This is a genomic window from Mycobacterium sp. NPDC004974, from assembly GCF_053600815.1.
The window spans coordinates 423,924-446,663 of the sequence record NZ_JBSGAQ010000005.1; the positions used below are offsets into that span (position 1 = coordinate 423,924).

General features: G+C 64.9%; 21 protein-coding genes and 1 tRNA gene. 13 read left to right on the forward strand and 9 right to left on the reverse strand.

The window, feature by feature from the left end; all coding sequences use genetic code 11:
* The first annotated feature begins 74 nt into the window (after positions 1 to 74).
* The gene (locus ACWEFV_RS15410; protein ID WP_450070764.1) at positions 75 to 2,924 is read left to right on the forward strand and encodes an MMPL/RND family transporter; all 2,850 of its coding nucleotides are present in this window, start codon (positions 75 to 77) and stop codon (positions 2,922 to 2,924) included.
* A 48-nt stretch (positions 2,925 to 2,972) separates the two neighbouring features.
* Here the strand turns inward: ACWEFV_RS15410 and ACWEFV_RS15415 are convergent, their stop codons facing one another.
* The gene (locus ACWEFV_RS15415) at positions 2,973 to 3,218 is read right to left on the reverse strand and encodes a hypothetical protein (RefSeq protein WP_450070765.1); all 246 of its coding nucleotides are present in this window, start codon (positions 3,216 to 3,218) and stop codon (positions 2,973 to 2,975) included.
* Between the two features lie 204 nt (positions 3,219 to 3,422).
* On the opposite strand from ACWEFV_RS15415, the gene ACWEFV_RS15420 reads away from it, so the two are divergent.
* Positions 3,423 to 4,112: an MspA family porin gene (locus ACWEFV_RS15420; protein WP_450070799.1), complete on the forward strand. Its 690-nt coding sequence runs from the start codon at positions 3,423 to 3,425 to the stop codon at positions 4,110 to 4,112.
* A 32-nt stretch (positions 4,113 to 4,144) separates the two neighbouring features.
* Here ACWEFV_RS15420 and ACWEFV_RS15425 read toward each other — a convergent pair whose 3' ends face one another.
* On the reverse strand, positions 4,145 to 4,726 hold the full coding sequence (locus tag ACWEFV_RS15425) for a TetR family transcriptional regulator (protein ID WP_450070766.1): 582 nt from the start codon (positions 4,724 to 4,726) through the stop codon (positions 4,145 to 4,147).
* Positions 4,727 to 4,805: 79 nt separating this feature from the next.
* On the opposite strand from ACWEFV_RS15425, the gene ACWEFV_RS15430 reads away from it, so the two are divergent.
* Together ACWEFV_RS15430 and ACWEFV_RS15435 are read left to right on the forward strand one after the other, a co-directional pair.
* On the forward strand, positions 4,806 to 5,981 hold the full coding sequence (locus ACWEFV_RS15430) for an FAD-dependent monooxygenase (protein ID WP_450070767.1): 1,176 nt from the start codon (positions 4,806 to 4,808) through the stop codon (positions 5,979 to 5,981).
* A 190-nt stretch (positions 5,982 to 6,171) separates the two neighbouring features.
* Positions 6,172 to 7,629, forward strand: coding sequence for an NHL repeat-containing protein (locus ACWEFV_RS15435; RefSeq protein WP_450070768.1), 1,458 nt, complete (start codon positions 6,172 to 6,174; stop codon positions 7,627 to 7,629).
* Positions 7,630 to 7,690: 61 nt separating this feature from the next.
* On the opposite strand, the gene ACWEFV_RS15440 is transcribed toward ACWEFV_RS15435, so the two are convergent.
* The 3 genes from ACWEFV_RS15440 to phoA form a co-directional block, all read right to left on the reverse strand.
* Positions 7,691 to 7,831 carry a hypothetical protein gene (locus ACWEFV_RS15440; protein WP_167857646.1) on the reverse strand — a complete coding sequence of 47 codons (141 nt, stop codon included), beginning with the start codon at positions 7,829 to 7,831 and terminating at the stop codon, positions 7,691 to 7,693.
* 72 nt (positions 7,832 to 7,903) lie between these two features.
* Entirely contained in the window at positions 7,904 to 8,245 is a 342-nt protein-coding gene (locus tag ACWEFV_RS15445; protein WP_135456038.1) for a hypothetical protein, read from the reverse strand.
* 170 nt (positions 8,246 to 8,415) lie between these two features.
* Entirely contained in the window at positions 8,416 to 9,915 is a 1,500-nt protein-coding gene (gene phoA / locus ACWEFV_RS15450) for an alkaline phosphatase (RefSeq protein WP_450070769.1), read from the reverse strand.
* A gap of 259 nt (positions 9,916 to 10,174) precedes the next feature.
* On the opposite strand from phoA, the gene ACWEFV_RS15455 reads away from it, so the two are divergent.
* Positions 10,175 to 10,663 (forward strand): hypothetical protein, encoded by a 489-nt coding sequence (locus tag ACWEFV_RS15455; RefSeq protein WP_450070770.1) that lies wholly within the window; start codon positions 10,175 to 10,177, stop codon positions 10,661 to 10,663.
* 174 nt (positions 10,664 to 10,837) lie between these two features.
* Positions 10,838 to 13,303, forward strand: a complete 2,466-nt coding sequence (gene ponA2 / locus ACWEFV_RS15460) for a transglycosylase/D,D-transpeptidase PonA2 (protein WP_450070771.1) — start codon at positions 10,838 to 10,840, stop codon at positions 13,301 to 13,303.
* A 15-nt stretch (positions 13,304 to 13,318) separates the two neighbouring features.
* On the opposite strand, the gene ACWEFV_RS15465 is transcribed toward ponA2, so the two are convergent.
* The gene (locus ACWEFV_RS15465; protein WP_450070772.1) at positions 13,319 to 13,900 is read right to left on the reverse strand and encodes a nucleoside deaminase; all 582 of its coding nucleotides are present in this window, start codon (positions 13,898 to 13,900) and stop codon (positions 13,319 to 13,321) included.
* Between the two features lie 152 nt (positions 13,901 to 14,052).
* Here ACWEFV_RS15465 and ACWEFV_RS15470 point away from each other — a divergent pair, with 152 nt between their 5' ends.
* Positions 14,053 to 14,208 (forward strand): hypothetical protein, encoded by a 156-nt coding sequence (locus tag ACWEFV_RS15470; RefSeq protein WP_090431476.1) that lies wholly within the window; start codon positions 14,053 to 14,055, stop codon positions 14,206 to 14,208.
* Between the two features lie 180 nt (positions 14,209 to 14,388).
* Here the strand turns inward: ACWEFV_RS15470 and ACWEFV_RS15475 are convergent, their stop codons facing one another.
* Positions 14,389 to 15,057: a hypothetical protein gene (locus ACWEFV_RS15475; RefSeq protein ID WP_450070773.1), complete on the reverse strand. Its 669-nt coding sequence runs from the start codon at positions 15,055 to 15,057 to the stop codon at positions 14,389 to 14,391.
* 80 nt (positions 15,058 to 15,137) lie between these two features.
* Between ACWEFV_RS15475 and ACWEFV_RS15480 the strand changes: the two genes are divergently transcribed.
* Positions 15,138 to 16,364, forward strand: a complete 1,227-nt coding sequence (locus ACWEFV_RS15480) for an NRAMP family divalent metal transporter (RefSeq protein ID WP_450070774.1) — start codon at positions 15,138 to 15,140, stop codon at positions 16,362 to 16,364.
* Positions 16,365 to 16,426: 62 nt separating this feature from the next.
* Here ACWEFV_RS15480 and ACWEFV_RS15485 read toward each other — a convergent pair whose 3' ends face one another.
* Positions 16,427 to 17,236 (reverse strand): sensor domain-containing protein, encoded by an 810-nt coding sequence (locus tag ACWEFV_RS15485; RefSeq protein WP_450070775.1) that lies wholly within the window; start codon positions 17,234 to 17,236, stop codon positions 16,427 to 16,429.
* A 102-nt stretch (positions 17,237 to 17,338) separates the two neighbouring features.
* Between ACWEFV_RS15485 and ACWEFV_RS15490 the strand changes: the two genes are divergently transcribed.
* Both ACWEFV_RS15490 and ACWEFV_RS15495 read left to right on the forward strand, forming a co-directional pair.
* Complete coding sequence (locus ACWEFV_RS15490) at positions 17,339 to 18,892, forward strand: DUF1254 domain-containing protein (protein ID WP_450070776.1); 1,554 nt, start codon at positions 17,339 to 17,341, stop codon at positions 18,890 to 18,892.
* A gap of 163 nt (positions 18,893 to 19,055) precedes the next feature.
* Complete coding sequence (locus ACWEFV_RS15495; RefSeq protein WP_450070777.1) at positions 19,056 to 19,541, forward strand: hypothetical protein; 486 nt, start codon at positions 19,056 to 19,058, stop codon at positions 19,539 to 19,541.
* Between the two features lie 162 nt (positions 19,542 to 19,703).
* Here ACWEFV_RS15495 and ACWEFV_RS15500 read toward each other — a convergent pair.
* A tRNA-Ile gene (locus ACWEFV_RS15500) sits at positions 19,704 to 19,777 on the reverse strand.
* Between the two features lie 94 nt (positions 19,778 to 19,871).
* Here ACWEFV_RS15500 and ACWEFV_RS15505 point away from each other — a divergent pair.
* The 3 genes from ACWEFV_RS15505 (at position 19,872) to ACWEFV_RS15515 (ending at position 22,579) form a co-directional block, all read left to right on the forward strand.
* Positions 19,872 to 20,252, forward strand: coding sequence for a phage holin family protein (locus ACWEFV_RS15505; protein WP_450070778.1), 381 nt, complete (start codon positions 19,872 to 19,874; stop codon positions 20,250 to 20,252).
* Between the two features lie 17 nt (positions 20,253 to 20,269).
* Complete coding sequence (locus ACWEFV_RS15510; RefSeq protein WP_450070779.1) at positions 20,270 to 21,310, forward strand: threonine aldolase family protein; 1,041 nt, start codon at positions 20,270 to 20,272, stop codon at positions 21,308 to 21,310.
* A 69-nt stretch (positions 21,311 to 21,379) separates the two neighbouring features.
* Positions 21,380 to 22,579 carry a serine hydrolase domain-containing protein gene (locus tag ACWEFV_RS15515; protein WP_450070780.1) on the forward strand — a complete coding sequence of 400 codons (1,200 nt, stop codon included), beginning with the start codon at positions 21,380 to 21,382 and terminating at the stop codon, positions 22,577 to 22,579.
* Positions 22,580 to 22,740 lie beyond the last annotated feature (161 nt).

Below are 22,740 nucleotides of genomic sequence, written 5' to 3' on the forward strand. Positions count from 1 at the left end.
CACGTAGTAAGGTAAGCCTTCGCACTAGGCCGACCTCTGCATTGTGCTCACCCACCGACCACCAAGGGTTCCTGATGGCCGATTCCAGAGCTCCCCACACGGGGATTGCTCGATGGATCCGTCGATTCGCCGTTCCGGTGATTGTCGGCTGGATCGCACTCCTCGCGTTTCTGAGCGTCAGCGTCCCCCCGCTCGAGGTGGTGGGTCAGATGCGCTCGGTGTCGATGAGCCCAGACGAGGCACCGTCGGTGATCGCGATGAAGCGCGTCGGCAAGGTGTTCGACGAGTTCCACTCCGACAGCTCCGCGATGATCGTGCTGGAGGCCCAGGAGGACAAGCTCGGCGACGACGCGCACCGGTTCTACAACGACATGGTCGACCGGCTGGAAGCCGACAAGAAGCACGTCGAACACGTCCAGGATTTCTGGGGCGACCCGCTCACCGAGGCCGGCGCCCAGAGCAATGACGGCAAGGCCGCCTATGTGCAGGTCTACATGGCCGGCAACATGGGCGAGGCGCTGGCCAACGAATCGGTGGAGGCGGTCCAGCAGCTGATCGCCAGCCTGTCTCCGCCACCCGGGCTCAAGGTGTACGTCACCGGACCCACCGCCCTGGCCGCCGATCAGCAGATCTCCGGCGACCGCAGCGTCAAGATCATCGAAGGCGTCACCTTCGTGGTCATCATCACGATGCTGCTGCTGGTGTACCGGTCGATCATCACGGTGATCCTGGTGCTGGCGATGGTGGTGATCGAACTCTCCGCCGCCCGCGGCTTCGTCGCGTTCCTGGGCTACCACAACCTGATCGGCCTCTCGACCTTCGCGACGCAGCTTCTGATCACGCTCGCGATCGCCGCGGCCACCGACTACGCGATCTTCCTGATCGGCCGATATCAGGAAGCCCGCAGTGTCGGTGAGGACCGAGAACAGGCGTATTACACGATGTTTCACGGCACCGCCCACGTGGTGCTCGGTTCCGGCATGACGATCGCCGGCGCAACGCTGTGTCTGCATTTCACCCGGCTGCCGTACTTCCAGACCCTCGGCATTCCGATGGCCGTCGGCATGACGGTGACGGTTGTGGCGGCACTCACGCTGGGCCCGGCGATCATCACGGTGGCCAGCCGGTTCGGCAAGGTGCTCGAGCCCAAACGCGCCATGCGCATCCGCTTCTGGCGGCGACTGGGCGCCTTCGTGGTCCGCTGGCCGGGCCCGGTCCTGCTGGGCACCATCCTGCTGTCATTGGTCGGCCTGCTCACGCTGCCGGGCTACCGGACCAACTACAACGACCGCAACTATCTGCCCACCGATCTACCCGCCCAGGAGGGCTACGCCGCGGCCGACCGGCACTTCTCGGCGGCAAAGATGAATCCCGAGTTGGTGCTCATCGAAACCGACCACGACATACGCAATTCGGCGGATTTCCTGGTGATCGACAGAATCGCCAAACGCATCTTCGAGGTCTCCGGCGTAGGCAGCGTGCAGGCCATCACCCGCCCGCAGGGTGAGCCGCTGGAATTCAGCACCATTCCGGCCCAGATGAGCATGGGCGGGGTCATGCAGACCATGAACCGCAAGTACCTCACCGACCGTGCCGACGACATGCTGCTGCAGGCCGACGAGATGCAGAAGACCATCAACACGATGGATCAGATGATCGTGCTGATGCAGGAGATGAGCGGCATCACCCACAGCATGGTGGGCAAGATGGACACGATGGTGGTCGACGTCGCCGAATTGCGGGACCACATCTCCGATTTCGACGATTTCCTGCGGCCGCTGCGCAATTACCTGTACTGGGAACCGCACTGCTACAACATCCCGGTCTGCTCGTCGATGCGCTCGGTGTTCGACGGCCTGGACGGTGTCGACACCATGACCGAGAGCATCCAGCAACTGATGCCCGACATGCACCGGCTCGACGAACTCATGCCGCAGATGGCGACGATGATGCAGCCGCAGATCGAGATCATGCGGAACATGAAGACCATGATGCTGACCATGTATCAGACCCAGAAGGGTCTGCAGGATCAGATGGCGGAGATGCAGGAGAACCAGACCGCCATGGGTACGGCATTCAACGACTCCAAGAACGACGACACCTTCTATCTGCCGCCAGAGATCTTCAACAACGCCGACTTCAAGCGGGGCATGAAGAGCTTCATCTCCCCCGACGGAAAAGCGGTGCGCTTCATCATCTCCCACGCGGGTGATCCGCTGACACCCGAAGGCATCGGGCTCATCGACGGGATCAAGCTGGCCGCCAAGGAAGCCATGAAGAACACCCCGTGGGAGGGGTCCAAGATCTACATGGGCGGCACCGCCTCGGCCTTCAAGGACATGCAGGAAGGCAACAACTACGACCTGATCATCGCCGGGATCTCGGCGATGTGCCTGATCTTCATCATCATGCTGATCATCACACGCAGCCTGGTGGCGGCAGCGGTGATCGTGGGCACGGTGCTGGTCTCCCTGGGAACATCGTTCGGCTTGTCAATCCTGGTGTGGCAACACCTGATCGGGATCGAACTGCACTTCATGGTGATGGCGATGGCGGTGATCGTGCTGTTGGCCGTCGGCGCGGACTACAACCTGCTGTTGGTGGCGCGCCTCAAAGAGGAACTGCCCGCCGGTATCAACACCGGCATCATCCGGGCCATGGGAGGCAGCGGGTCGGTGGTGACCGCGGCCGGCCTGGTGTTCGCCTTCACCATGATGTCGATGGTGGTCAGCGAGATGATCGTGGTGGCCCAGGTCGGTTCGACGATCGGACTGGGCCTGCTGTTCGACACCCTGGTGATCCGGTCGTTCATGACGCCGTCGATCGCGGCGTTGATGGGCCGCTGGTTCTGGTGGCCGCAGCTGGTGCGCCAGCGCCCGGCCCGCGGTGTGGTGGCGCGGGCGATGGAACGCTCGAACGGCTAGGTTCCCGATCAGCGTCCTCGGCGTCCGCTGACCTCGGCGGCAATCCGGTCAGCGGCAGCGGACGGTCAGGTTTTGGCAGACCATTCCGACGTCGCCCGACACGCTGACCTGCCCGCGGTTGCCATTCGGATTCACCGACAGAGCCGGTGTCGAGGTGATCAATTGATCGATGATCGCGGGCACCACGGGTTGCGACGGATCAGGTTGCGCGTGGGCCACGCCGGCGCCTGCGATCGCAGCGAGGACGCCCAGCCCACACGCCAGCCCTGTGAGAGCCTTCGTATACCGTGCCATCACCGCTCCGTTGTCGCCTACATCCGATTGACCGATTGCCTCCATGGTAAGCCGCGACGGACAACGTGTGAACGAGCCGCATGCTCTTGCTCGTCCGTATCGCGTATCGGTTACAGAGACACAACAGTCTGATTCCGCTGGTGAGCGGCGTGTCTCACCTCGCTGTACGGCGGGTTTACCGTATGGCCTGTGAAGCCGTCGGCCGTGCTCCTCCATCGCGTTGCGGCTGTCGCAGTTTGCCTCGTCATCGCTTCAGCCAACGCACCTTCGGCAAGTGCCGATCCCGGCCCTGAATCCGCACCGCCCAATCCCGCTCCACCTACCGACGGGCGGGTGGCATCAGGCGATACCGCCGTGGTCAACACACCGGACGGCTGGACGCTGACGTTGGGCGCCAAGGACGAGTCTCAGGTCCCCGTACCGGCGTTGACCACGGCTGTCTCGTCGCGGGAATACCTCGCCAGCGGCACCTTCAGCGCTTCCCTGATCGGGCCGGAAGACCCACGGGGCGTGCTCGAGGTCGGCTACGAGATCGGCTGCGGAATCGACATGAGTACTTCCAACGGCGTCACGTTGGCAGGCAGCGCGGGTGTCACTCCGTCGGTCGGCGTATCGGGACCACTCGGCGCAATCCCGACGGCTATCCTGCCGTTGGTTTCCACACCGGTCAACGGGGTGATCACCGTGGGCCTCAAACCCGGCTTCGTCATTGTCGTTCCGGTCGACAAGAAGGAGTTCAAGAGCGCGAACCCGTGGGTCATGATCAGCAACTTCCACGTCAAGATCGACGGATGCGTCGGCCAGTCATTCATCCGCTCCTATGCGACATTGACGCGCCAGACCGATCAGTCCGACGTCGTGCTGTCGTACGTGGGCGTGAGAACCACCGTCTGACCGGGGCCGGTCTCCCTCCAACGATCGAACACCTAGCCTCGCCGACCGGATGGCCCGGCGAGGGAGGCGGCTATCAAGAGTTCGGCGGCGGCGTCGACACGTGACCGGTCCCCGGTGACCAGACCGTCCTGGCACAGTCCGCGTAGGCCAGAGACCACCAATGTGGCACGCGCACAGGCGTTGTCGGTCGGATACCCGATCACGGACAGCGCTTGCGCGATCGGGGCGATCATCACCTCCACCGCATTTCGGGCGGCCTCGCCATAAGTCTTGGGGTCCGTGACCGCCAGGCTGAGGACCTGTAGCAGCAGGCGCACGTTGCGACGTTCACCGCCCCGGGTCAGTTCCCGCCACAAGGTCCGTGCCGCCTCCACGAATTCGTCTGCAGTGGTGACACGGGAGAACATCTCCCCCAGCTGTGGACGGCTCGCGTCCAGGGCCTGGGCCAGCAGTTCGGCCCGGTCACCGAAGTAGTACAGCAGCATGCGCTTGCTCGTACCCAGGGCCTCGGCCATCGGCGCCAGCGACATCTCGCCGATGCCGTGCTGTTCGAGATAGCCCACGACACCGTTCAGCAGCTCTTCACGCTTGACGGGATCGGGAGTCCTGGCCACCCCTTGACTGTACCGATCGGTACATTTATAGTCAATAGCGTACCGATTGGTACATTTATTGCGGATTGAGGAGGAACTCATGACCGGGCTTCGAGTTGCCGTCGTGGGTGCCGGCATCGGCGGGTTGACCGCCGCGATTGCCCTGCGTGCCAACGGAATCGACGCGACCGTGTACGAACAGGTACACGAGCTCAAGGCACTCGGCGCGGGGGTGTCGATCGCGACGAACGGATCGCGCATCCTGAACAAGCTTGGCGCAGGAGATGCGGTGGCCGCGATCGCCGGGCCGGTGACGCACTACCAGTTCCGTACCTGGCGGGCCGAGCCGATCGCCGGTGAACCGTCGACCCTCGGCTCCGGGGACCCGGCCCGGACCTGGTGTCTGCACCGCGGCGAGTTCCAGAAGGTGCTGGCCGACGCGCTACCCGCCGACGCCCTGCAACTGGGTCGCTCGTGCGTCGGGGCCACCGAACACGGCGACGGGATCCGTGTCGAATTCTCCGACGGCACAACGGTCGACGCGGACCTGCTGGTCGGCGCCGACGGAATCCACTCTCGCCTCCAGGGCAAGGTGACGCGCGCAGCCGCCCCCGTGAGCGAGGGAATCATGGCCTACCGCGGGCTGATTCCCGCCGACCGGCTGCACGGCGTCGTCGACATGAATGCCAGCTCGATGTGGCTGGGGCCCCGCCAGAGCTTCCTGGCCTACCCGGTGTCGGCCGGCGACCTCCTCAACATCGTGGCGTTCGTCCCCACCAATCTCACCGTCACCGAATCCTGGACCGCACCTGGCGATGTCGCCGAACTCGCCGCCGCGTACCGGGGGTGGGACCCGAAGGTGTCTGCGATCATCGGCGCGATGGATTCCACGTTCCGGTGGGGCATCTACGACCGCGAACCGTTGGACCGATGGTCCGCCGACCGGATCACCCTCCTGGGCGACAGTGCCCATGCCGTCACGCCGCACCTCGGGCAGGGCGCCAACCAGGCCATCGAAGATGCGATGACGTTGGCCGTCGTCTTGCATGACGCCCAGCCCGGCGAACTCGGCACGCGGTTGCGGCACTACGAAGACCTACGCATGGACCGCACCCGCCACGTCCGCCGGCAGGCGCGCGCCGCCGGGCGCATCTACCGCTCGACCGAACTCACCCCGCACGCGCAGGCAGAGCAACTACACGCGATCCTCGACAGCGTCGCCATCAACACCTACGACGCCGAGCGAGTTGCCCAGGACGCAGTGCCCGCCGCCTGACTACCTGCTTTTCGGCATCTCGTCGTCAAGCGGCCTGACCCTGTGGTCCAATCAGCCCGGATTCACTGCCCAGCAACCTGCAGAGGTCACTGATATGACCACACTGCCAAGCCCACACCGGCCATCGCGCTGTGCCCGACGTCGACCGAAGTTGGGATCGGTCACCGCCGCACCACCTTTTGCTTCACGCATGAGCAGGACCGGACGCCGCGACGGGCTACAGGCGGTCGCGTTGATCTCGTCGGCGTTCGCGGCAGCCGCCCTCGCCGCGTGTACCACCAGCACCACAGGGACGGGACCGACGACACCCACCCTGGGCACCACCGTCGTCACCGCACCGGCGCCCACGGCACAGGCCCGCGCCTGCGAGGTCAACCCGGAATCTGCGCCGATCCCCAGCGCCGAGACCCTTGAACCGGTTCCGCCGATCGGCCGGATCTCGGTGGCGCTGAAGGGCTTGCCCACCGCCACGATCGTCCCTGGCGCGGCACCCACCGAGGTCGAGGTCGATTTGTGCAACAACTCTGCCGTCGACTACCCCGAGGTGGGTGTGGTGGTGGTCCTGGAACGGTGCAGTTGCGCCACCTCACCCAACGGGATACCCGCAGGCACCATCGAGCGCTTCGACCCGGCCACCGACACATGGATCGCGTTGGAGCACCCGGGGATCACCACGGGCATGGACTATCTCGCGCTGTTCACCAACGTGCGCGCGCTGCCCAAGGGTGCGGACCTGACCCTGAAATATCGGGTCGCCCTGGACAAATCGATGACCGCAGGCAAGGGCGGCGTTCAGGCTGTGGCGGTAACCCCGAAGCCGCTCGTCCAACTCGGCCGGGCCGACCTGCCGTTCACGGTCGTCACGGGCTCCCCTTCTGCGGCGCCCGCACCGACTCCGCCGTCGAGGCAATCGGTGCTGCCGTTCACCGGCCTGACCTATCCCGGCAGCCTGGCCGCCGACAGCGCCGGCGATGTGTACGTGTCCGATACGCGCGGGCACCGGGTGGTGAAGCTGGCCGCCGGATCGCAGGATCAAACCGTCCTGGGGTTCAACGGCATTCAGAGCCCAGGGGGTATCGCGGTCGACAGCGACGGCAACGTCTACGTCGCCGATTTCCAGAACCACCGGGTGGTGCGTCTCGACGCCACGACCGACGAGCAGACCGTGGTGCCGTTCAAGGGCCTCAACAATCCCCGGTATTTGGCGGTCGACAAGGCAGGCACCGTCTACGTCACCGATTCTGGCCGGGGTGTCCTCAAATTGACTGCAGCGAACGAACAGTCGAAGCTGCCGTTCACCGACCTCACCTGGCCCGGCGCCGTCGCGGTCGACGGTGCGGGCGACGTCTTCGTCGCCGATCCCAGTGCGGACCGGGTAGTGAAATTGGCGGCCGGGACCGACGAGCAGAGCACGCTGTCGGTCGGCGGCCTCGATGACGCCCTCGCGGTCGATGCAACCGGCGACGTGTACCTCACCGACGCAGTCAACAAGCGGATCCTGAAAGTCGCGGCCGGGACCACCGAGCCGACCGAGGTACCTGCGGCCGGACTCAACTCCCCCACTGACGTCGCCGTGGACGGTGCCGGCAATGTGTACGTCATCGACAACAGCGGATTCGGCCAGATCGTGAAACTGGCAGCCGGCTGATGTACCGCCGCCGGCGGCGGCTTGACCATGGACCGGGACGGTCTGGCGGCGCCGTCCTGATTCACCGGGTGAGCAGCGCCGCTTCCTGCGGGGTGACCAAGCGCTCCTGCCTGGCGGGATAACGCCGGCTCTTGATGGGGCACCGGATCAGCGAGAGGGCGATCCGCGCGGTGCGGGTGTCAACTGTTCGACTGATGTCCACGGCGGTTCGCTCCGTTCCGCTGATTGATCGTTCTTGGCTGTGTCGGATACACGGTTCGTGGGGGCATTGGGTTCACGGCTCCCCGGGAAGCATTGGTACCCCGGGGATCATCGGATAGGCACCGGTCGGTTGTTCGACGAGGCCGGTCGGTGGTTGGACGGCGGCCGGCCCGCCGAGACCGGGCTGAGCACTCTTGCCTCCGGTCAGGATCGACAGCAGCGATGCGTAGTCGTCGATGGCATTGACCAACGCACCGGGATCGAACGGCACCGCGGGTGCCTGGTCGTCGGTGGGCAGCGGCGTCCGAGGCGTGGCCGCCGCCAATCCGTTGCTCACCGTCAGGACCGCCAGCGCACCGACGGCGCTCAACGCCGCATACCCGAGTAGCCGGCCCAATGTGGTTGACGCGGACATGATGGCCTCCCCGATCTGACGTGAGTGCATTTGTTGCACTTGAGTCACTTGGGAAACACTGGTCTGCAACGGTCACATTTGGGCCACGACACCGTCACAAATCGCACCCTATGGCGTGGCTTGGTCTTTGCCAGGCAGCAGCTGTGAGAGTCTGCCGCGCTCGCGGCAGGTCAGTTCTCCTTCAGCCCCAGCGCCCGGGTCATCGTGAAGAACAGGTCCGTCTGATCACTCAAGCCGACGATGTTCGCCGCGCCGGGGCCGTAGGCAGCAATACGCAGCTGGGATCCGGTGTGGCCCTGGTCCATCGCGTCGAGGTTGTCCGACGTGCCGTAGGAGACGGTCAGGTCCTGACCGTCCTTGCTGCGCAGCACCCGTGTCAGGCCCGGGTAGATGGCGTCGCGGGTGACCTCGAAGGGCAGCTTGGCCTCGGCGGCCGCGTCACGGACGTCCTCCACGCTCATGGACTCCACGATCTGGCTGCTGTGGGCATGGTCGGCGGTGACGATGACCAGGGTGTCCTTGTCTTCCCTGGCGAAGTCGAGGGCCACCTTGGCGGCCTCGTCGAGGTCGACGGTCTCGCCGATCTGCCCGCACGGGTTGGCGGCATGGTCCTGCTTGTCGATCGAGGCACCCTCGACCTGCAGGAAGAATCCGTCCCCGTCGCCCTTGAGCAGATCGATGGACTTCTTGGTCATGGCCGCCAGCGTGGGCACCGATGCACCGCGGTCCGCGTTGTCCTTGCACTCGACGGCCGGCTCCAGATAGCCGCCCTTCCCGGCAACCGGTCCGCTCCAGCGGGTCGGCATGTTGCCCTCGGCGAACAGGCCGAGCAGCGGGGCATCCTGGTCCGCCTTGTTCGCCTTGTCGAGTTCGTCGGCGGTGCGCACGATGGCGAAGCCGCGCTCCTTGGCCTGAACTTCCAACGTCTTGCCTTGGTAATCACCGGCTTTGGCGACCTGGGCGAAGGTTTCGGCGCCGCCGCCCATCACCACGTCGGCACGCGTTGCCAGCAGCTGCTCGGTGATCGAGCCGTTGCCACCCTTCTCCAGCGCGTTGGTCGGACACTTCTCGGTGGTCTCGTCGGGCCCGTAACACTTCCGCCCGGTGACGTGGGCGAGCTGGACCGCGGGGGTGGCGTCCTGGATCTCGGAGGTGGTGATGTCGCCGGTGGCCTTGCCGGACTCCTTCGCCAGCTGGAGCAGGGTCTTCTGCTCCTTGCCGTGGATGTCCACCGCGATCGCGCCGTTATAGGTCTTGGTGCCGGTGGCCCAGGCCGATCCGCTGGCGGCCGAGTCGGTCACGTAGGTCGGCTTGCCGTTCTTGTCCAGGGAGTAGTGGGTGTACTGCCCGGTCAACGGGAACGCGTCCAGCCCTGGGAAGGCACCGCCGGCGCCGTGGGCGTAATTGCGGGCCACGGTGATCTCCGAGTCGCCCATACCGTCACCGATCAGCAGGATGACGTTCTTGGCGCCGGTGTTCTTGATGGAGTCGGCGATGAGTGCGGCGCGATCGTCGCCGGCCCGGGTGGCGCCGCCGTGCTCGGAGAGGGTGCCTTTCGCGGCGGGGTCCAGCACCGGAAGGGATGCGTTGTCGTTCTTGCTTCCGCTGCAGGCCGCAGCCAGAGCTGCCGTACACACCAACGCCGTCACCACGTACCGCCTGCGAGTCATCCATGTCTCCGTATCGTCATCGCCATCGTCTCCGTCGAGCCCACACATGGTTGAAGCCCCATATGAACCAGCGTTTGCCCGACAGCCGACACCCGGGTAACGGCAATCAAACAGATAGTCGGGCTATCGGGGCCGACGGTTGCGGCAACAGGCACGACACGTATTTGCGATCGGAACTACGTGGGCATTTGTCGCACCAATATCGTCCAACCGCCTTTGCCCGCGTTGGTACCGTGCGGCAAGACGAACGGGGATGCCGATGACGAAGCACACCACAACCTGCCTGATCGGGGCAATGGCGATCGGCCTGGCCGCCACCGCGTGCAGCCCGGTGACCGAGAAGGCCGAGGCCACGACCACGACAGCGCCCCCGACCACCACTGTCACCACCACCGCGGCTGCAAGCGGGGAATCACTGACGTCGCTGTTGCCGACCCCGGCCGACGTCCAGCAGACCAAAGGGCCCGACAACATCGCCGACGGCGGAATTCACCTGCATTACCAGGTCAACGGCACGCCCGATGCCGTGATGACCGGGTACAAGAACGCGCTGCAGGGCAAGGGCTGGGCCCTCACCACGATCATCTCCTCCAGCGGCGGCGGGGGCGGTGGGGCGACCTACACCGGCACGCACGGCGACGCCTACGGCGTGTTCGACGGCGGTGGATATGCCAACACCACCTACATCGACGTGTGCACCTGGCCCGCCAAGCCGGCGAATCCCAACTGCAGTCGCGGCGATCGTTAGCGACGCCCTTCGGCGCCAGTTGCGCACCGAGGCGCCGAAGAACCGACCGCCGCGGATGTCATGTGTCGGCAGCCCATAAGGGTCGACATTCCGGCGTTTCGAAATCACAACGTAGCCAACGTGTTGCGTGCGATCTACCCATAGCTGGCTGTTGATCGCCTTACGCTAGAGGGCATGTCCGGCCCGCCCGCGGGTTCGCGGTCCACGGTTGCCAAGCTGGCCATGCACTGTGTGCTGGCCGGATTGCTCGCGGCGGTGTTGATGTTCCCCGTCGTCGGCGGTATCGGGATCATGACGGCGCGGCTGTCCGACACGGTGGCACAGGATTCCGCGGAAGTTCTCAAAGGGGACGCGCCGATCGTCACCACGATGGTCGACGCCTCGGGCCAGCCGATCGCGTGGCTCTACGAACAGCGTCGGTGGGTGGTGCCCATCGATCGGATCGCCGACACCATGAAGCTGGCGATCGTGTCGGTCGAAGACAAGCGCTTCGCCGAGCACAGCGGGGTGGACGTCCAGGGAACACTGAACGGGCTCTTCGGTTACATGCGGGGAATCGACGATGTGCGCGGCGGGTCGACGATCGAGCAGCAGTACGTCAAGAACTACAACCTGCTGGTCAAGGCGAGAACCGATGCCGAGCGGCGGGCGGCAGTCGAGGTCAGCCCCGCCCGCAAGCTCCGGGAGATCCGGATAGCGCTGGCGATGGACAAGACCCTCCCGAAGGGGGAGATCTTGGCCCGGTATCTGAACCTCGTGTCGTTCGGCAACGGCGCCTTCGGGGTTCAGGACGCGGCGCGCACCTACTTCGGTGTCGATGCCGCGGACCTCACGTGGCCGCAGGCCGCCCTGTTGGCCGGTGTGGTGCGGTCCACCAGCGCGCTGAACCCCTACACCAACCCGGACGGCGCCCTCGCCCGGCGCAACCTCGTGCTCGACACCCTGATCGACTACCTGCCGGACCGGGCCGAGGAGCTGCGCGCCGCGAAGGCGACACCGCTGGGTGTGCTCCCCCAGGCCGACCCGCTTCCGCAGGGCTGCATCGCCGCGGGCGACCGCGCCTTCTTCTGCGAGTACGTCCTGAATTACCTGGCGCGCGCCGGCCTGACCATGCAGGACGTCGCGCGCAACGGGTATCTGATCCGCACCACGCTGAATCCCAAGGTTCAGGACAGTGTCAATGCGGCCATCCTGAAATATGCCGACCCCAACGCCCCCGGGGTCGCGAGCGTGATGAGCGTAATCACGCCGGGCAAGGACACCCACCGGGTGATCGCGATGGGCGACAGCCGCACGTACGGACTCAACCTCGATGCCAACCAGACCGTGCAGCCGCAACCCTTTTCGCTGGCCGGTGACGGCGCCGGGTCGATATTCAAGATCTTCACCACGGCCGCCGCTCTCGATATGGGAATGGGCATCAACGCTCAACTCGATGTCCCCGGAACATTCATGGGCAAGGGCCTGGGAAGCAGCGACACCCCCGGTTGCCCCAAAGAAACCTGGTGTGTGCGCAACGCGCACGGTTTCAAGAGCCCACTGAGTGTCACCGACGCCCTCGCGCAATCGCCCAATACCGCGTTCGCCAAACTCATCTCACAGATCGGGGTGCCGCGTGCGGTGGACATGGCGGTCCGATTGGGATTGCGGTCCTATGCCGAACCGGGCAGTGCCCGCGATTACAACCCCGACTCCAACGAGAGCATCGCCGATTTCGTCAAGCGGCAGAACATCGGATCCTTCACCCTCGGTCCACTCGAGCTGAACGCACTCGAGCTGGCGAATGTCGGGGCGACACTTGCCTCCGGCGGCACCTGGTGCCCACCGAACCCGATCGACAAGATCTTCGATCGGAACGGCCGCGAAGTGGGTGTGCAGACCGTCCCCTGTGACCAGGCGGTACCCGAAGGCCTTGCCAACACGTTGGCCAACGCGCTGGCCAAGGATCACTCGAGCGGAACCGCCGCCGGCGCAGCGAGTTCGGTCGGCTGGAAACTGCCGATGTCCGGGAAGACCGGCACCACCGAGGCCCACCGGTCATCGGGCTTCGTCGGTTTCACCAATCGGTACGCGGCCGCGAACTACGTCTTTGATGACTCCTCGAACCCGTCGGGGCTGTGCTCGTACCCCTTGCGCAAATGCGGTGACGGCACCCTGTTCGGCGGTACGGAGCCGGCTTTGACCTGGTATGCCGCAATGAGTCCCATCGCCGACGACTTCGGCCCTGTGGCCCTGCCTCCTACCGATCCGCGCTATGTGGACGGCGGCCCCGGCGGCGAAGTGCCGAGTGTGACCGGAATGAAGTTCGACGACGCGCGTAAGCGATTGCTGGACGCCGGTTTCCGCGTCGCCGACAAACCCACGCCGGTCAACAACGACGCGACCAAGGGTTCGGTGGTCGGGACAACGCCGAGCGGCAGGACCATTCCCGGCTCGATCATCACGATCAACACCAGCACGGGCTATGTGCCTCCGCCGCCGCCGGTCTATGTTCCCGGCCCCGACATTCCGCCGCCACCAATGCTCAATGAGCTGGGGCCTCCCCCGCCGCCCAACGTCATCGAGATTCCCGGGCTGCCGCCGATAACCCTGCCGGCCCCACCTCCGCCGCCACCGCCCGCGCCGCCGCCGCCGGCATGACAACGAGGCCTGGCTCTAACGCCAATAACCCTCATGAGGTTGTGCTGCTTCATCTTCGAGCAGCGGTCCGATCACCGTGATCCCACGCTGGCCATGCAGAAGAATGTCCCGGCACGGCAGCGCGAACGAGCCCTGCTTCGGGTTGTCGCCCGTGAACTCGAACAAGCGACCCACCGACAGGCCATAGACGACCCTGCCGATCCCCGTCCAGTAGGCGGCCCCGGAGCACATGACACACGGCTCGGTGCTGGCATACAGCGTCGCATGATTCATCCCGTCGGCGCCCAGCACACGCCATGCCTCCGCGGAGGCCGTCAGCTCAGCGTGCTGGGTCGGGTCACCATCAGTCAGTGCCGATGTGTTGGCGCGCTCGACAACCGCCATGCCGTCGGCATCGGCGACCAGCGCACCGTAGGGCGCGCTGCCGCTCCGCCGGGCGTCCTGCGCCAAGGCGAAAGTGCGCCGCAACAGCGCAAGGTCGACGTCACTGGGCGCAGGCTCGGCGTGAGCCTGCCCGGTACCGACGGCCGTTGCCCCGGCCAGTCCGACCAACGCCCCCGCTCCGAGCAACACCGTCCGCCGGTGCAGATTCGCCATGGTCGAGGATGCTATCGCCCAAAGATAGGCGTTGACCTCGGAATTCGGCGCACGGCTCTGGGCTGGCGGGGCTGCACGTTTGAAAATCGACGAACATGGCAATTACTTCGGGCGACAGACCCGAGAGGTTTCCTACGTCGAACGGATTGACCATGATCGTGCTCGGCATCATTCTTCTGTTGATCGGCTACTTCGCCGGCATCTCGATCCTGTACACGATCGGCGGCATCCTCCTGGTGATCGGGATCATCCTGTGGATCCTCGGAGCCGTCGGACGTCCGGTCGGCGGGCGAAAGGTCTGGTTCTAGCGCGAACCCGTCGACGCGGTGGGCCCTTGGGGCCACCGCGTCGACGTTCGTCATACGGCCCAACGGTCTACCCGGCATGCTGATGGCGTGCTGTTACTCACCGAAACCGTCGGGCGCGACGTCATCGACGACGACGGGCACGTGCTGGGCAGTCTTGCCGATCTGACCGTACGTCTCGGTTCAGACGATGTCGTCGTCGACCGCATCCTCGTTCACGCTGGGCACGGTCGCGGCCTGTTGCTGCCCTGGACGAGCGTCGCGTCGATTCAACAACACACGATCCGGCTCGCCTCGAACGCCTCCGCGATGGCTCACGCCTCCGGTGATTCCACGCTGGAAGCCGACGAAATTCGGCTTGTACGAGATGTTCTCGACACACAGGTCGTCGACATCACCGGCCAGCGGCTTGCACGAGTCGCCGACGTGGTACTCGCGCGCCGAAACGACGGCCGCGTCCAACCTGTCGGTGTCGAAGTGGGATTCGGCGCAGTCCTGAGACGGCTCGGCCTCAGGCAGCTCGTCTCTCGATTGACGCCCGACACCCTTGCTTGGGCTGATGTCCACTTCACCTCCGACCGAGGACATGCCGTGCAGTTGGCTACGCCCCGCGCAGCCATCCATCTGTTGGATGCGCGCGGCCTGGCCAACCTTGTCGCCCGCCTCGACACGGAATCTGCCACCGAGATCCTCACGGCCAAAGGGCCTCTGGTAGCAGCTGACGTGATCCGCGTCAGTCACCCCGTCACCGGCGAGCGGATGCTTCGCGCTATGACCGAATCGGCAGCGGCTGACGTCATCGAGGCCATGCCAGAGCATCATCGGGCACATTGGCGCGGCCGGCTGGCTCACCGATATATGCGGCACAATCGGCCGCTATTGCGGTCCCACGTATGGCCCCGGCGCCGCCACGAGGCAACGGGCTCGCCGCAGTGAAGCGTCGGCTCACACTTTCCGCACTTCTGCTGGTTGTGGGACCGGGGCTACTTGCCGGCCTGTCCGACGATGATCCCGCAGGCATCACCACCTACTCGGTATTGGGTGCCAGCTATGGGTATCAACTGCTGTGGGTGTTGCTGCTGTCCACGGTCGCTCTGGTGATGTTCCACGGACTAGCGGCGCGGATGGGAGTTGTTACCGGCCAAGGGTTGATCGGCTTGGTACGCCAGCGCTATGGCGTACGTATCGGGGCGGTCGTCCTGCTGGCGCTGGTGGTCGCGAATGTCGGCACCATCAGCGCCGAGTTCGCCGGTGTGGCGGCGGGCTTCGAACTCTTCGGCATCGCCCGCTACATCAGCGTCCCAGTCGCGGCACTAGCGGTCTCAGTCCTGGTGCTGCGGGGCAGTTTTCATCGGGTCGAGCGTGTGCTGTTGGCGCTGTCGACCGTGCTGCTGGCCTATGTGCTCTCCGGCATTCTCGCCAAGCCGGACTGGACCGATGCGGCCCAGGGGCTGCTGGTGCCCACGATGCCGTTCGACAGCGGTGCGATAGCCATCGTCACTGCAACTGTCGGGACGACGCTCGCACCGTGGGGTCTGTCATTCATCCAGTCCTATGCCGTGGACAAGAAGTTGCGCGCCGAGGACCTCAAACTCGAAAGCGTCGACGTCATCATCGGCGCCCTACTCACCGGGGTCATCGGGTTCTTCGTCGTCGTCGCGTGCGCCGCCACCCTGCATCGCAGCGGACGCACCATCAGCGATGCCGCCGATGCGTCGATCGCCCTGCAGCCGTTGGCGGGCAACGCCGCGGCCACGTTGTTCGCCGGCGGCCTCATCGGAGCGGCCCTGTTGGCCGCCTCGGTCTTGCCGCTGTCAACGGCATATTCAGTGTGCGAATACAGCGGCTTCGAGGCCGCCTTGGACGACGGGTACCGGCAGGCCAGAACGTTCTATCTCACATTTGCCCTGGTGACTGCGGTGGGAGCGCTCGTAGTGGTGATCCCTGGGATTCCATTGGTGACCATCTTGGTCGCCACTCAGGTCCTCAACGCGGTACTGCTCATCCCGCTGCTGTGCGTCATGATCGCCATTGGACGCGACGAAAACCTCATGGAAGAAATGACATTGCGCCGAGGGAGCGTAATCGCATATTCGGTGGTTACTGCAGTCGTCATCTCGTGTGTAGTAGCACTTGGCGTGGTCACCGTCCTGGGCTGATAGCGAGACCAGCCGTTGTACAACACCTTTCGCTGCGCATTGCTCTCCCTCTAGGCTCCGGCCTAGGAAACAATCGGCGGTGCATCGATCCGCGCGGAGATCTGTTTGACGATCTTGGCAGCCGAATCGGCCGGGTTGGCGCTGCAGGTGTTGACGTCGACCACGATGTTGTTGTTCGCGGTCAACGCCCGACCGCAAGCCCACCCGCCTGCCTTGGCGTTGGACTGGGTTGTCACCGTGCTCAACACGCCACCTTCGGTGGACATGGGTCCCACGTCCCACAGAGTGCCGGTCTGGGTGTGGGTGTAGCGCTTGCACGCCGGCCACTGTTGTACCGAGGAGTCATAGAACGCCTTGGCCTGATCAGCGTCCGCGAATCGAACCACCGCCTGCTTGGCGTAGTGAGTGAGGACGTCCGGCTCCCCCAACGTCACCTCTTGCTCGTCGGTGAAGCCACTGTCGGCATACACGGGCGCCTGTGCGGCACCGTCGACCGCGAGGCACTCGCGGGGTGCCATCGTCCGGCTGTCGTCAGACATTTGCGAGTCGGTACCCGTGACGGCCATTCCCCCTGCGGCCAATGCCGCGTTGATCTGTTCTGCCGAAAGCAACAATCGAGGCAGCGTTTTCTGCCTCAGTGGTGTCGGAGGAAACGACGTGATCATCGGCGTGGTCGGCGTATTCTCCGCCGCTTGTTCCGTTGATTGACCGCAGCCCGCAGCAAGGGCGCAAGCAGCGACGATGGTGACCGTGGTGATCGCAATGCGCATTCGTCGTTCCCCCATTTCTGCGCCGGCACATCTGGTCACGGTGTGTTGACCCGTAATGGATAAATCCAGGGAAACAGCGAAGGGGTAGTCGACGCAGAACATTTGTCATAATGGTCGAATACTTTCCGAAACTGTTATCGAAACACCACCAACTTCGACGCGGAGCAGGTTTTTGAGTGGGCCGCGGGATGACAAGATCACACGATGGATGGGTTCTTCATGGGGTATGCACGGCACGGCGACCGACTGCACCGGCGTCGTCGACCGGCCAATCGGCTCATCGCGGTGTGTCTGGGAGTCGTGCTGACCACTGCCGCGCTGACGGGCTGTGGAACAAACTCATCGAGTCACGACGGCAGTGCGACGAACGGAAGCACCGCGAAGAGCAATTCCGACCCGTCCGCCACCGGTGATGCCGATGCCCAGGCCCAAGAACAGTGGGCCTACTCAGTCGGAATCCAGAACTATGTATTCGGGTTGCCGCTGTCGATCTACGAGCGGGAACGCAGTCTGCGCCTCGATCCGGCGACCAGGGATAAGGCCAAACGAAATGCGCCGTTGGCACCGCTCAATCAGATCGGCCACATGAAGGATCTCGCCACCGCCGACAACGTTATGCCCTACACACCCAACAACGACACCGTCTACAGCGGCATCTTCCTGGAACTCAAAGACGAGCCGATAATCCTGACCGCCCCCGATATCCCCGACCGGTACTGGTCAGTGGAAGTCGCCGACGCCTACACCAACAACCTCTTCTACATCGGCAGCCGCGCCACCGCGGGTAAGGGCGGCAATCATGCCCTCGTCGGACCTAACTGGCAGGGCACCCTGCCGCCAGGAGTGATCGAGCATCGCGTTCCCACCAACAGCGTCATGCTCGCCATCCGCATCGCCGTCATCCCCGGCGATGCCGCCGATCTGGCGCAAGTCAACGCATTGCAAGACAAATTCAACGTGACCTCACTGGGCAACTGGGCCGATCCCGCCCGCCATGGTCAAACAACTGTGCCGAACCTGGAACCGCGCCCCCACTACGACGGTGATCTCGCATTCTTCCAGACACTGGCCGACCTGCTCACCGAAAATCCCCCACCCCCAGGCAACGAGGCGGCGGTCGAGTTGCTGCGCCGAGGCGGGATCACGGTGGGCAAGCCCATGGATGTCAACGCACTGAGCGAACCGGAGCGCCGCGGCCTGGCCCGCGCGGCCGTCGACGGACCAAAAATCATGGACTGGAAAGTCAAGTACCGCGGAACGCCGTATCCGACCCACTGGAACAATCTGGTACCGGGCACCTATGGCGTGGACTACTTCGACCGGGCAGCCGGAGCCGACCAAGGGCTGTTCGTCCACGACCGCGATGAGGCCGAGTATTTCAGCACCTACGACGATGGAGACGGGAACGCACTCAACGGTGCGAACCGGTACCTGCTGCACTTCGATGCCGACCAGATACCTTCAACGCTGCCGAACGGCTTTTGGTCGATCACCATGTACGGACCCGACTTTCAGCTCGTCAAGAACCCCATCAACCGCTTCTCGATCGGCGATCGCACACCGGGACTCGTCCGCAACCCCGACGGCTCGCTGGACATCTACATCCAGAACCAGACGCCCCAAGGCCACGAGAGCAACTGGCTGCCCTCACCACCCGACGGCGCTTTCCGGCTGAACTACCGAATCTACTTACCTACCGCCGAAGCGAAAGACCCCGCAACCCTGGGCAAATACCTACCCCCGATCAACAAGGTCTAGCGGCCGGCGCTTGACGCGAACAACCGAGCCTGGCACCGAATCACCCTGGTGTGTCAATGATTCGGACCTCACCCGCTCGGGATCGGCTGGATTCGATTTCGCTCATCGACCGAATTGATCTTTCACACGCATCGATGCACACATCGCCGAACGCGGCGATGGCGTGCTGGTCGCCATCGGCGGCGTCTCCGCCGGATACGTCCTCTACGTGAAGGAGGGCACGCCGCAGTACGAGTACAACTGGTTCGACCACGAACGGACCGTGCTCTCTGGCAAGAACAAGCTTCCAGACGGCGCGTCGACCGTGACGTTCGAGTGCCTGTACGACGGCGGCGGCGCCGGCAAGGGCGGCGAGGGCGGCGAGGGCGGCGAGGGCGGCGAGGGCGGCGAGGGCGGCGAGGCGATCCTCTTGGTCGACGGTGTCGAGGTCGACCGCAAACGCATCGAGAACACAGTGGCGGGGCGCTTCGGCATCGACACGTTCGGCGTCGGGACCGACACCGGGGCGCCGGTGTCCAAGAGCTACAAGCCACCATTTTCGTATCAGGGAAAGATCGATCGTATCGAGTTCAAGATCGGCGAACCCGGCCTCGACCCCGAGGAGGAAGCCAAGCTGCATGCCCGGTTCACCGCAGGCAAGGACTATTAGGAAGGTGAACTCGACTGTGGCCGAACGCTGTCCAAGAAAGTGCGGGCGACGCTTGAACCAGGACGCGCTCATGCAAGCGTCTGCCCCGACACCCCGACCTTGCCGGCCGCCTGCGTTATCGACAGCCCGTCAGGCATTACCCGACGTCATACAGCCGTTGAGTGGGGCGGGCGGGGCTCGAACCCGCGACCAATGGATTATGAGTCCACGGCTCTAACCGACTGAGCTACCGCCCCCGGGCGCATCTGCGCGGCATTATGGTCGCACACGCTGCAGGCACAGACGCCAATCAGGGGCCACAGGCAGGCCTGGCGCGGATACGCTCACCCCATGATCCGCTTTCTGCTGCGCATAGCGATCTTCCTGGGCTCCTCGGCCATCGGCTTGCTGGTCGCCGCCTGGCTGGTTCCCGGTGTGTCGGTGTCGGCGTGGGGCTTCATCACCGCAGTGGTGATCTTCGCCGTCGCACAGGCGATCCTGTCGCCGTTCTTCCTCAAGATGGCCAGCCGCTACGCGTCGGCATTCCTGGGTGGCATCGGGTTGGTCTCGACCCTGATCGCGCTGGTCCTGGCCTCGGCGCTGACCCACGGCCTCAGCATCCACGGCATCGGCTCCTGGATCGCCGCCACCGTGGTGGTCTGGCTGGTCACCGCCGTGGCCACGGTGGTGTTGCCGGCGCTGTTCATCAAGAAGAAGGTCGCCTCGAAGTAACGCCTAACGGTGGGATCATGGCGGACGTGCCTTCTCACGCGTTCGCCTCGGACAACGCCGCACCCGCACACCCGAAGGTGATCGACGCGATCGTCGCAGCCAACGACGGTGCCGTCGCGTCCTACGGGAAAGACGCCGCCACGCAGCGCGCAGCCGAGGCCGTCAAAGCCGCATTCGACTCCCCCGATGCCGAGGTGCTGTTCGCGCTCACCGGTACGGCGGCCAACGTCATCGCGTTGGCCTCGGCCGTGCGGCCGTGGCAGGAGATCTTGTGCAGCGATATCGCGCACTCGCTGGTTGACGAGGCCGGCGGCCCCGTCCGCCTCTCCGGTGCCCCGGTGACAAAGTTGCCCAGTGACAACGGTCTGATCGAGCCGGACGCGCTCGACACCGCAGTGGCGCGCCGCGGGCCGGTGCACCACTCACAGCCGCGCATCGTCACCATCACCCAGTCCACCGAGAACGGCCGCGTCTGGACGCCGCAAGCCATCAAGGACTTCATCGACCACGCCCACGATCTCGATCTGCTCGTCCACATCGACGGCTCCCGCCTCGGCAATGCGATTGCCGCGCTGGATGTCTCTCCCCCGGCCGCCATCGCCGACGCGGACATCGTCACTGTGGGCGGCACCAAGAACGGCATGTTGATGGGCGACGCGATCCTGGTGCGCCGCCCCGAGTTGTTCGACGGAATTCACTTCGTGCAGAAGCAGATCGGTCAGCTTGCCAGCAAGCAACGTTTCATCGCGGCCCAGTTCGAGGCGATCATGCGCGACGAGTTGTGGCTGCGGACGGCCGGCCACGCCAACCTGATGGCCACCCGGCTCAGCGCGGGCTTCCAGACACTCGGCCTGACGTTGACCGCCCCCACGGAAGCCAACGAGATATTCGTCGACCTCGATTCCACTGCCTACGACGCGGTCTCGGCCGGCTATGCCGTCCACCGCCCCGACCCGTTGCTGCCCACGGTGCGGTTCGTCTGTTCGTGGGCGACCACCGAAGCCGAAGTCGACGGCGTTCTGGAATTGCTCGCGCCGTTTGCGACGGGAGTGCTGTGATTTCGGCGAGCGCACAACCGTGAGGTCGAAAACGGCGTAACCCAGCGCACCAAGCGAGACGATGAAGCGATGAAGGCGTCGCGCCTGATCGTGGCAACGGCACTGGCCATCGTGGGCTGTTCAGCGCCCGCCCCACCTGCCCTCAAATCCATCGACGGCGACCGCTTTCAGACGATCGTGGAGAACGCCGCCACCACGCTGCGCGTGCCGGGGGCACTGGTGTTGCTGCAGACCCCGCAGGGCACCTTCATCGCCAAGGCCGGAACCACCGAACTGGGGACAAGCTCACCGCCGCAATCCGATACCCGCTTCCGGGTCGCGTCCAACACCAAGACCATGACGGCCGCTCTGATCCTGCTGCTGGCCCAGGACGGCAAGGTCACGCTGAACGATCCGATCTCGGAGTATGTGCCCCACGTCCCCAACGGCAGCGCCATCACCCTGGCCGATCTGCTGACGATGCGCAGCGGGCTGTACTGCTACACGTTCGACCCCGAACTTTCCGCCCAGCTCGACGCCGACCCGGCCAAGGCCTGGACCCCGGCACAGGTGCTGGCCATCGCGTTCTCCCATCCACCGAATGCGCCACCCGGCACCACGTATGAATACTGCAACACCAACTACGCGCTGCTGGGCCTGGTCGCGGAGAAGGCCGGTGGCTCGCCACTGGCCGAGCAGTTCACCCGTCGCTTGTTCAGTCCGCTCGGCATGCACGACACCACGTTGCCCGCGGCAAACGACACGTCCTTGCCGCAGCCCTACTCGCACGGGTACATGTACGGAAAGACGTTGTACGCGTTGGTCGATGAGCCCTATCCAGCGGATCTGGTGGCAGCCGCGCGAGCCGGCACGCTGCAGCCGATCGACTACACCCAGCAGAACCCGTCGTATGCCACCGCAGCCGGCGGTGCCATCTCCACCGCCGACGACCTGGCGATCTGGATCCGGGCGCTCGTCACCGGCGCTGTGTTCGACGACCAGTTCACCCAGCGATGGCGCGAGAGCCTTCGCCCCGAGGATCCGGACCACCCCGACGGCCAGCAGTACGGCTACGGCATCAGCTTTCAGCGATTCGGCCCGCACGCGGCGATGTACTACCACGGCGGCGAGATGCCGGGGTTCAACTCGTTCATCGGGGTGGATCCGGATAACGATGTGACGCTGGCGATCTGGACGAACCTGACACTGTCGCCGGAAGGCAAGACGACAGCCAACGCGCTGCTGCCCACAGTGCTCGACCAGATCTACACCGGTTTGAACCTGGGCTAGCGCCCCGCCCGAGTGCCGGAGGCCAACGCGGTTCACGCTCGTAGCGTGGTGGCGGAAATTCTCGAGAATTCGTTGATCGAGGCGTCCATGCCCACCGCGTCGATGACGGAGTCCACGCCGAGCCCACCGGTGGCCTCCCGGATCGCCCCGCCCTCGGCGCA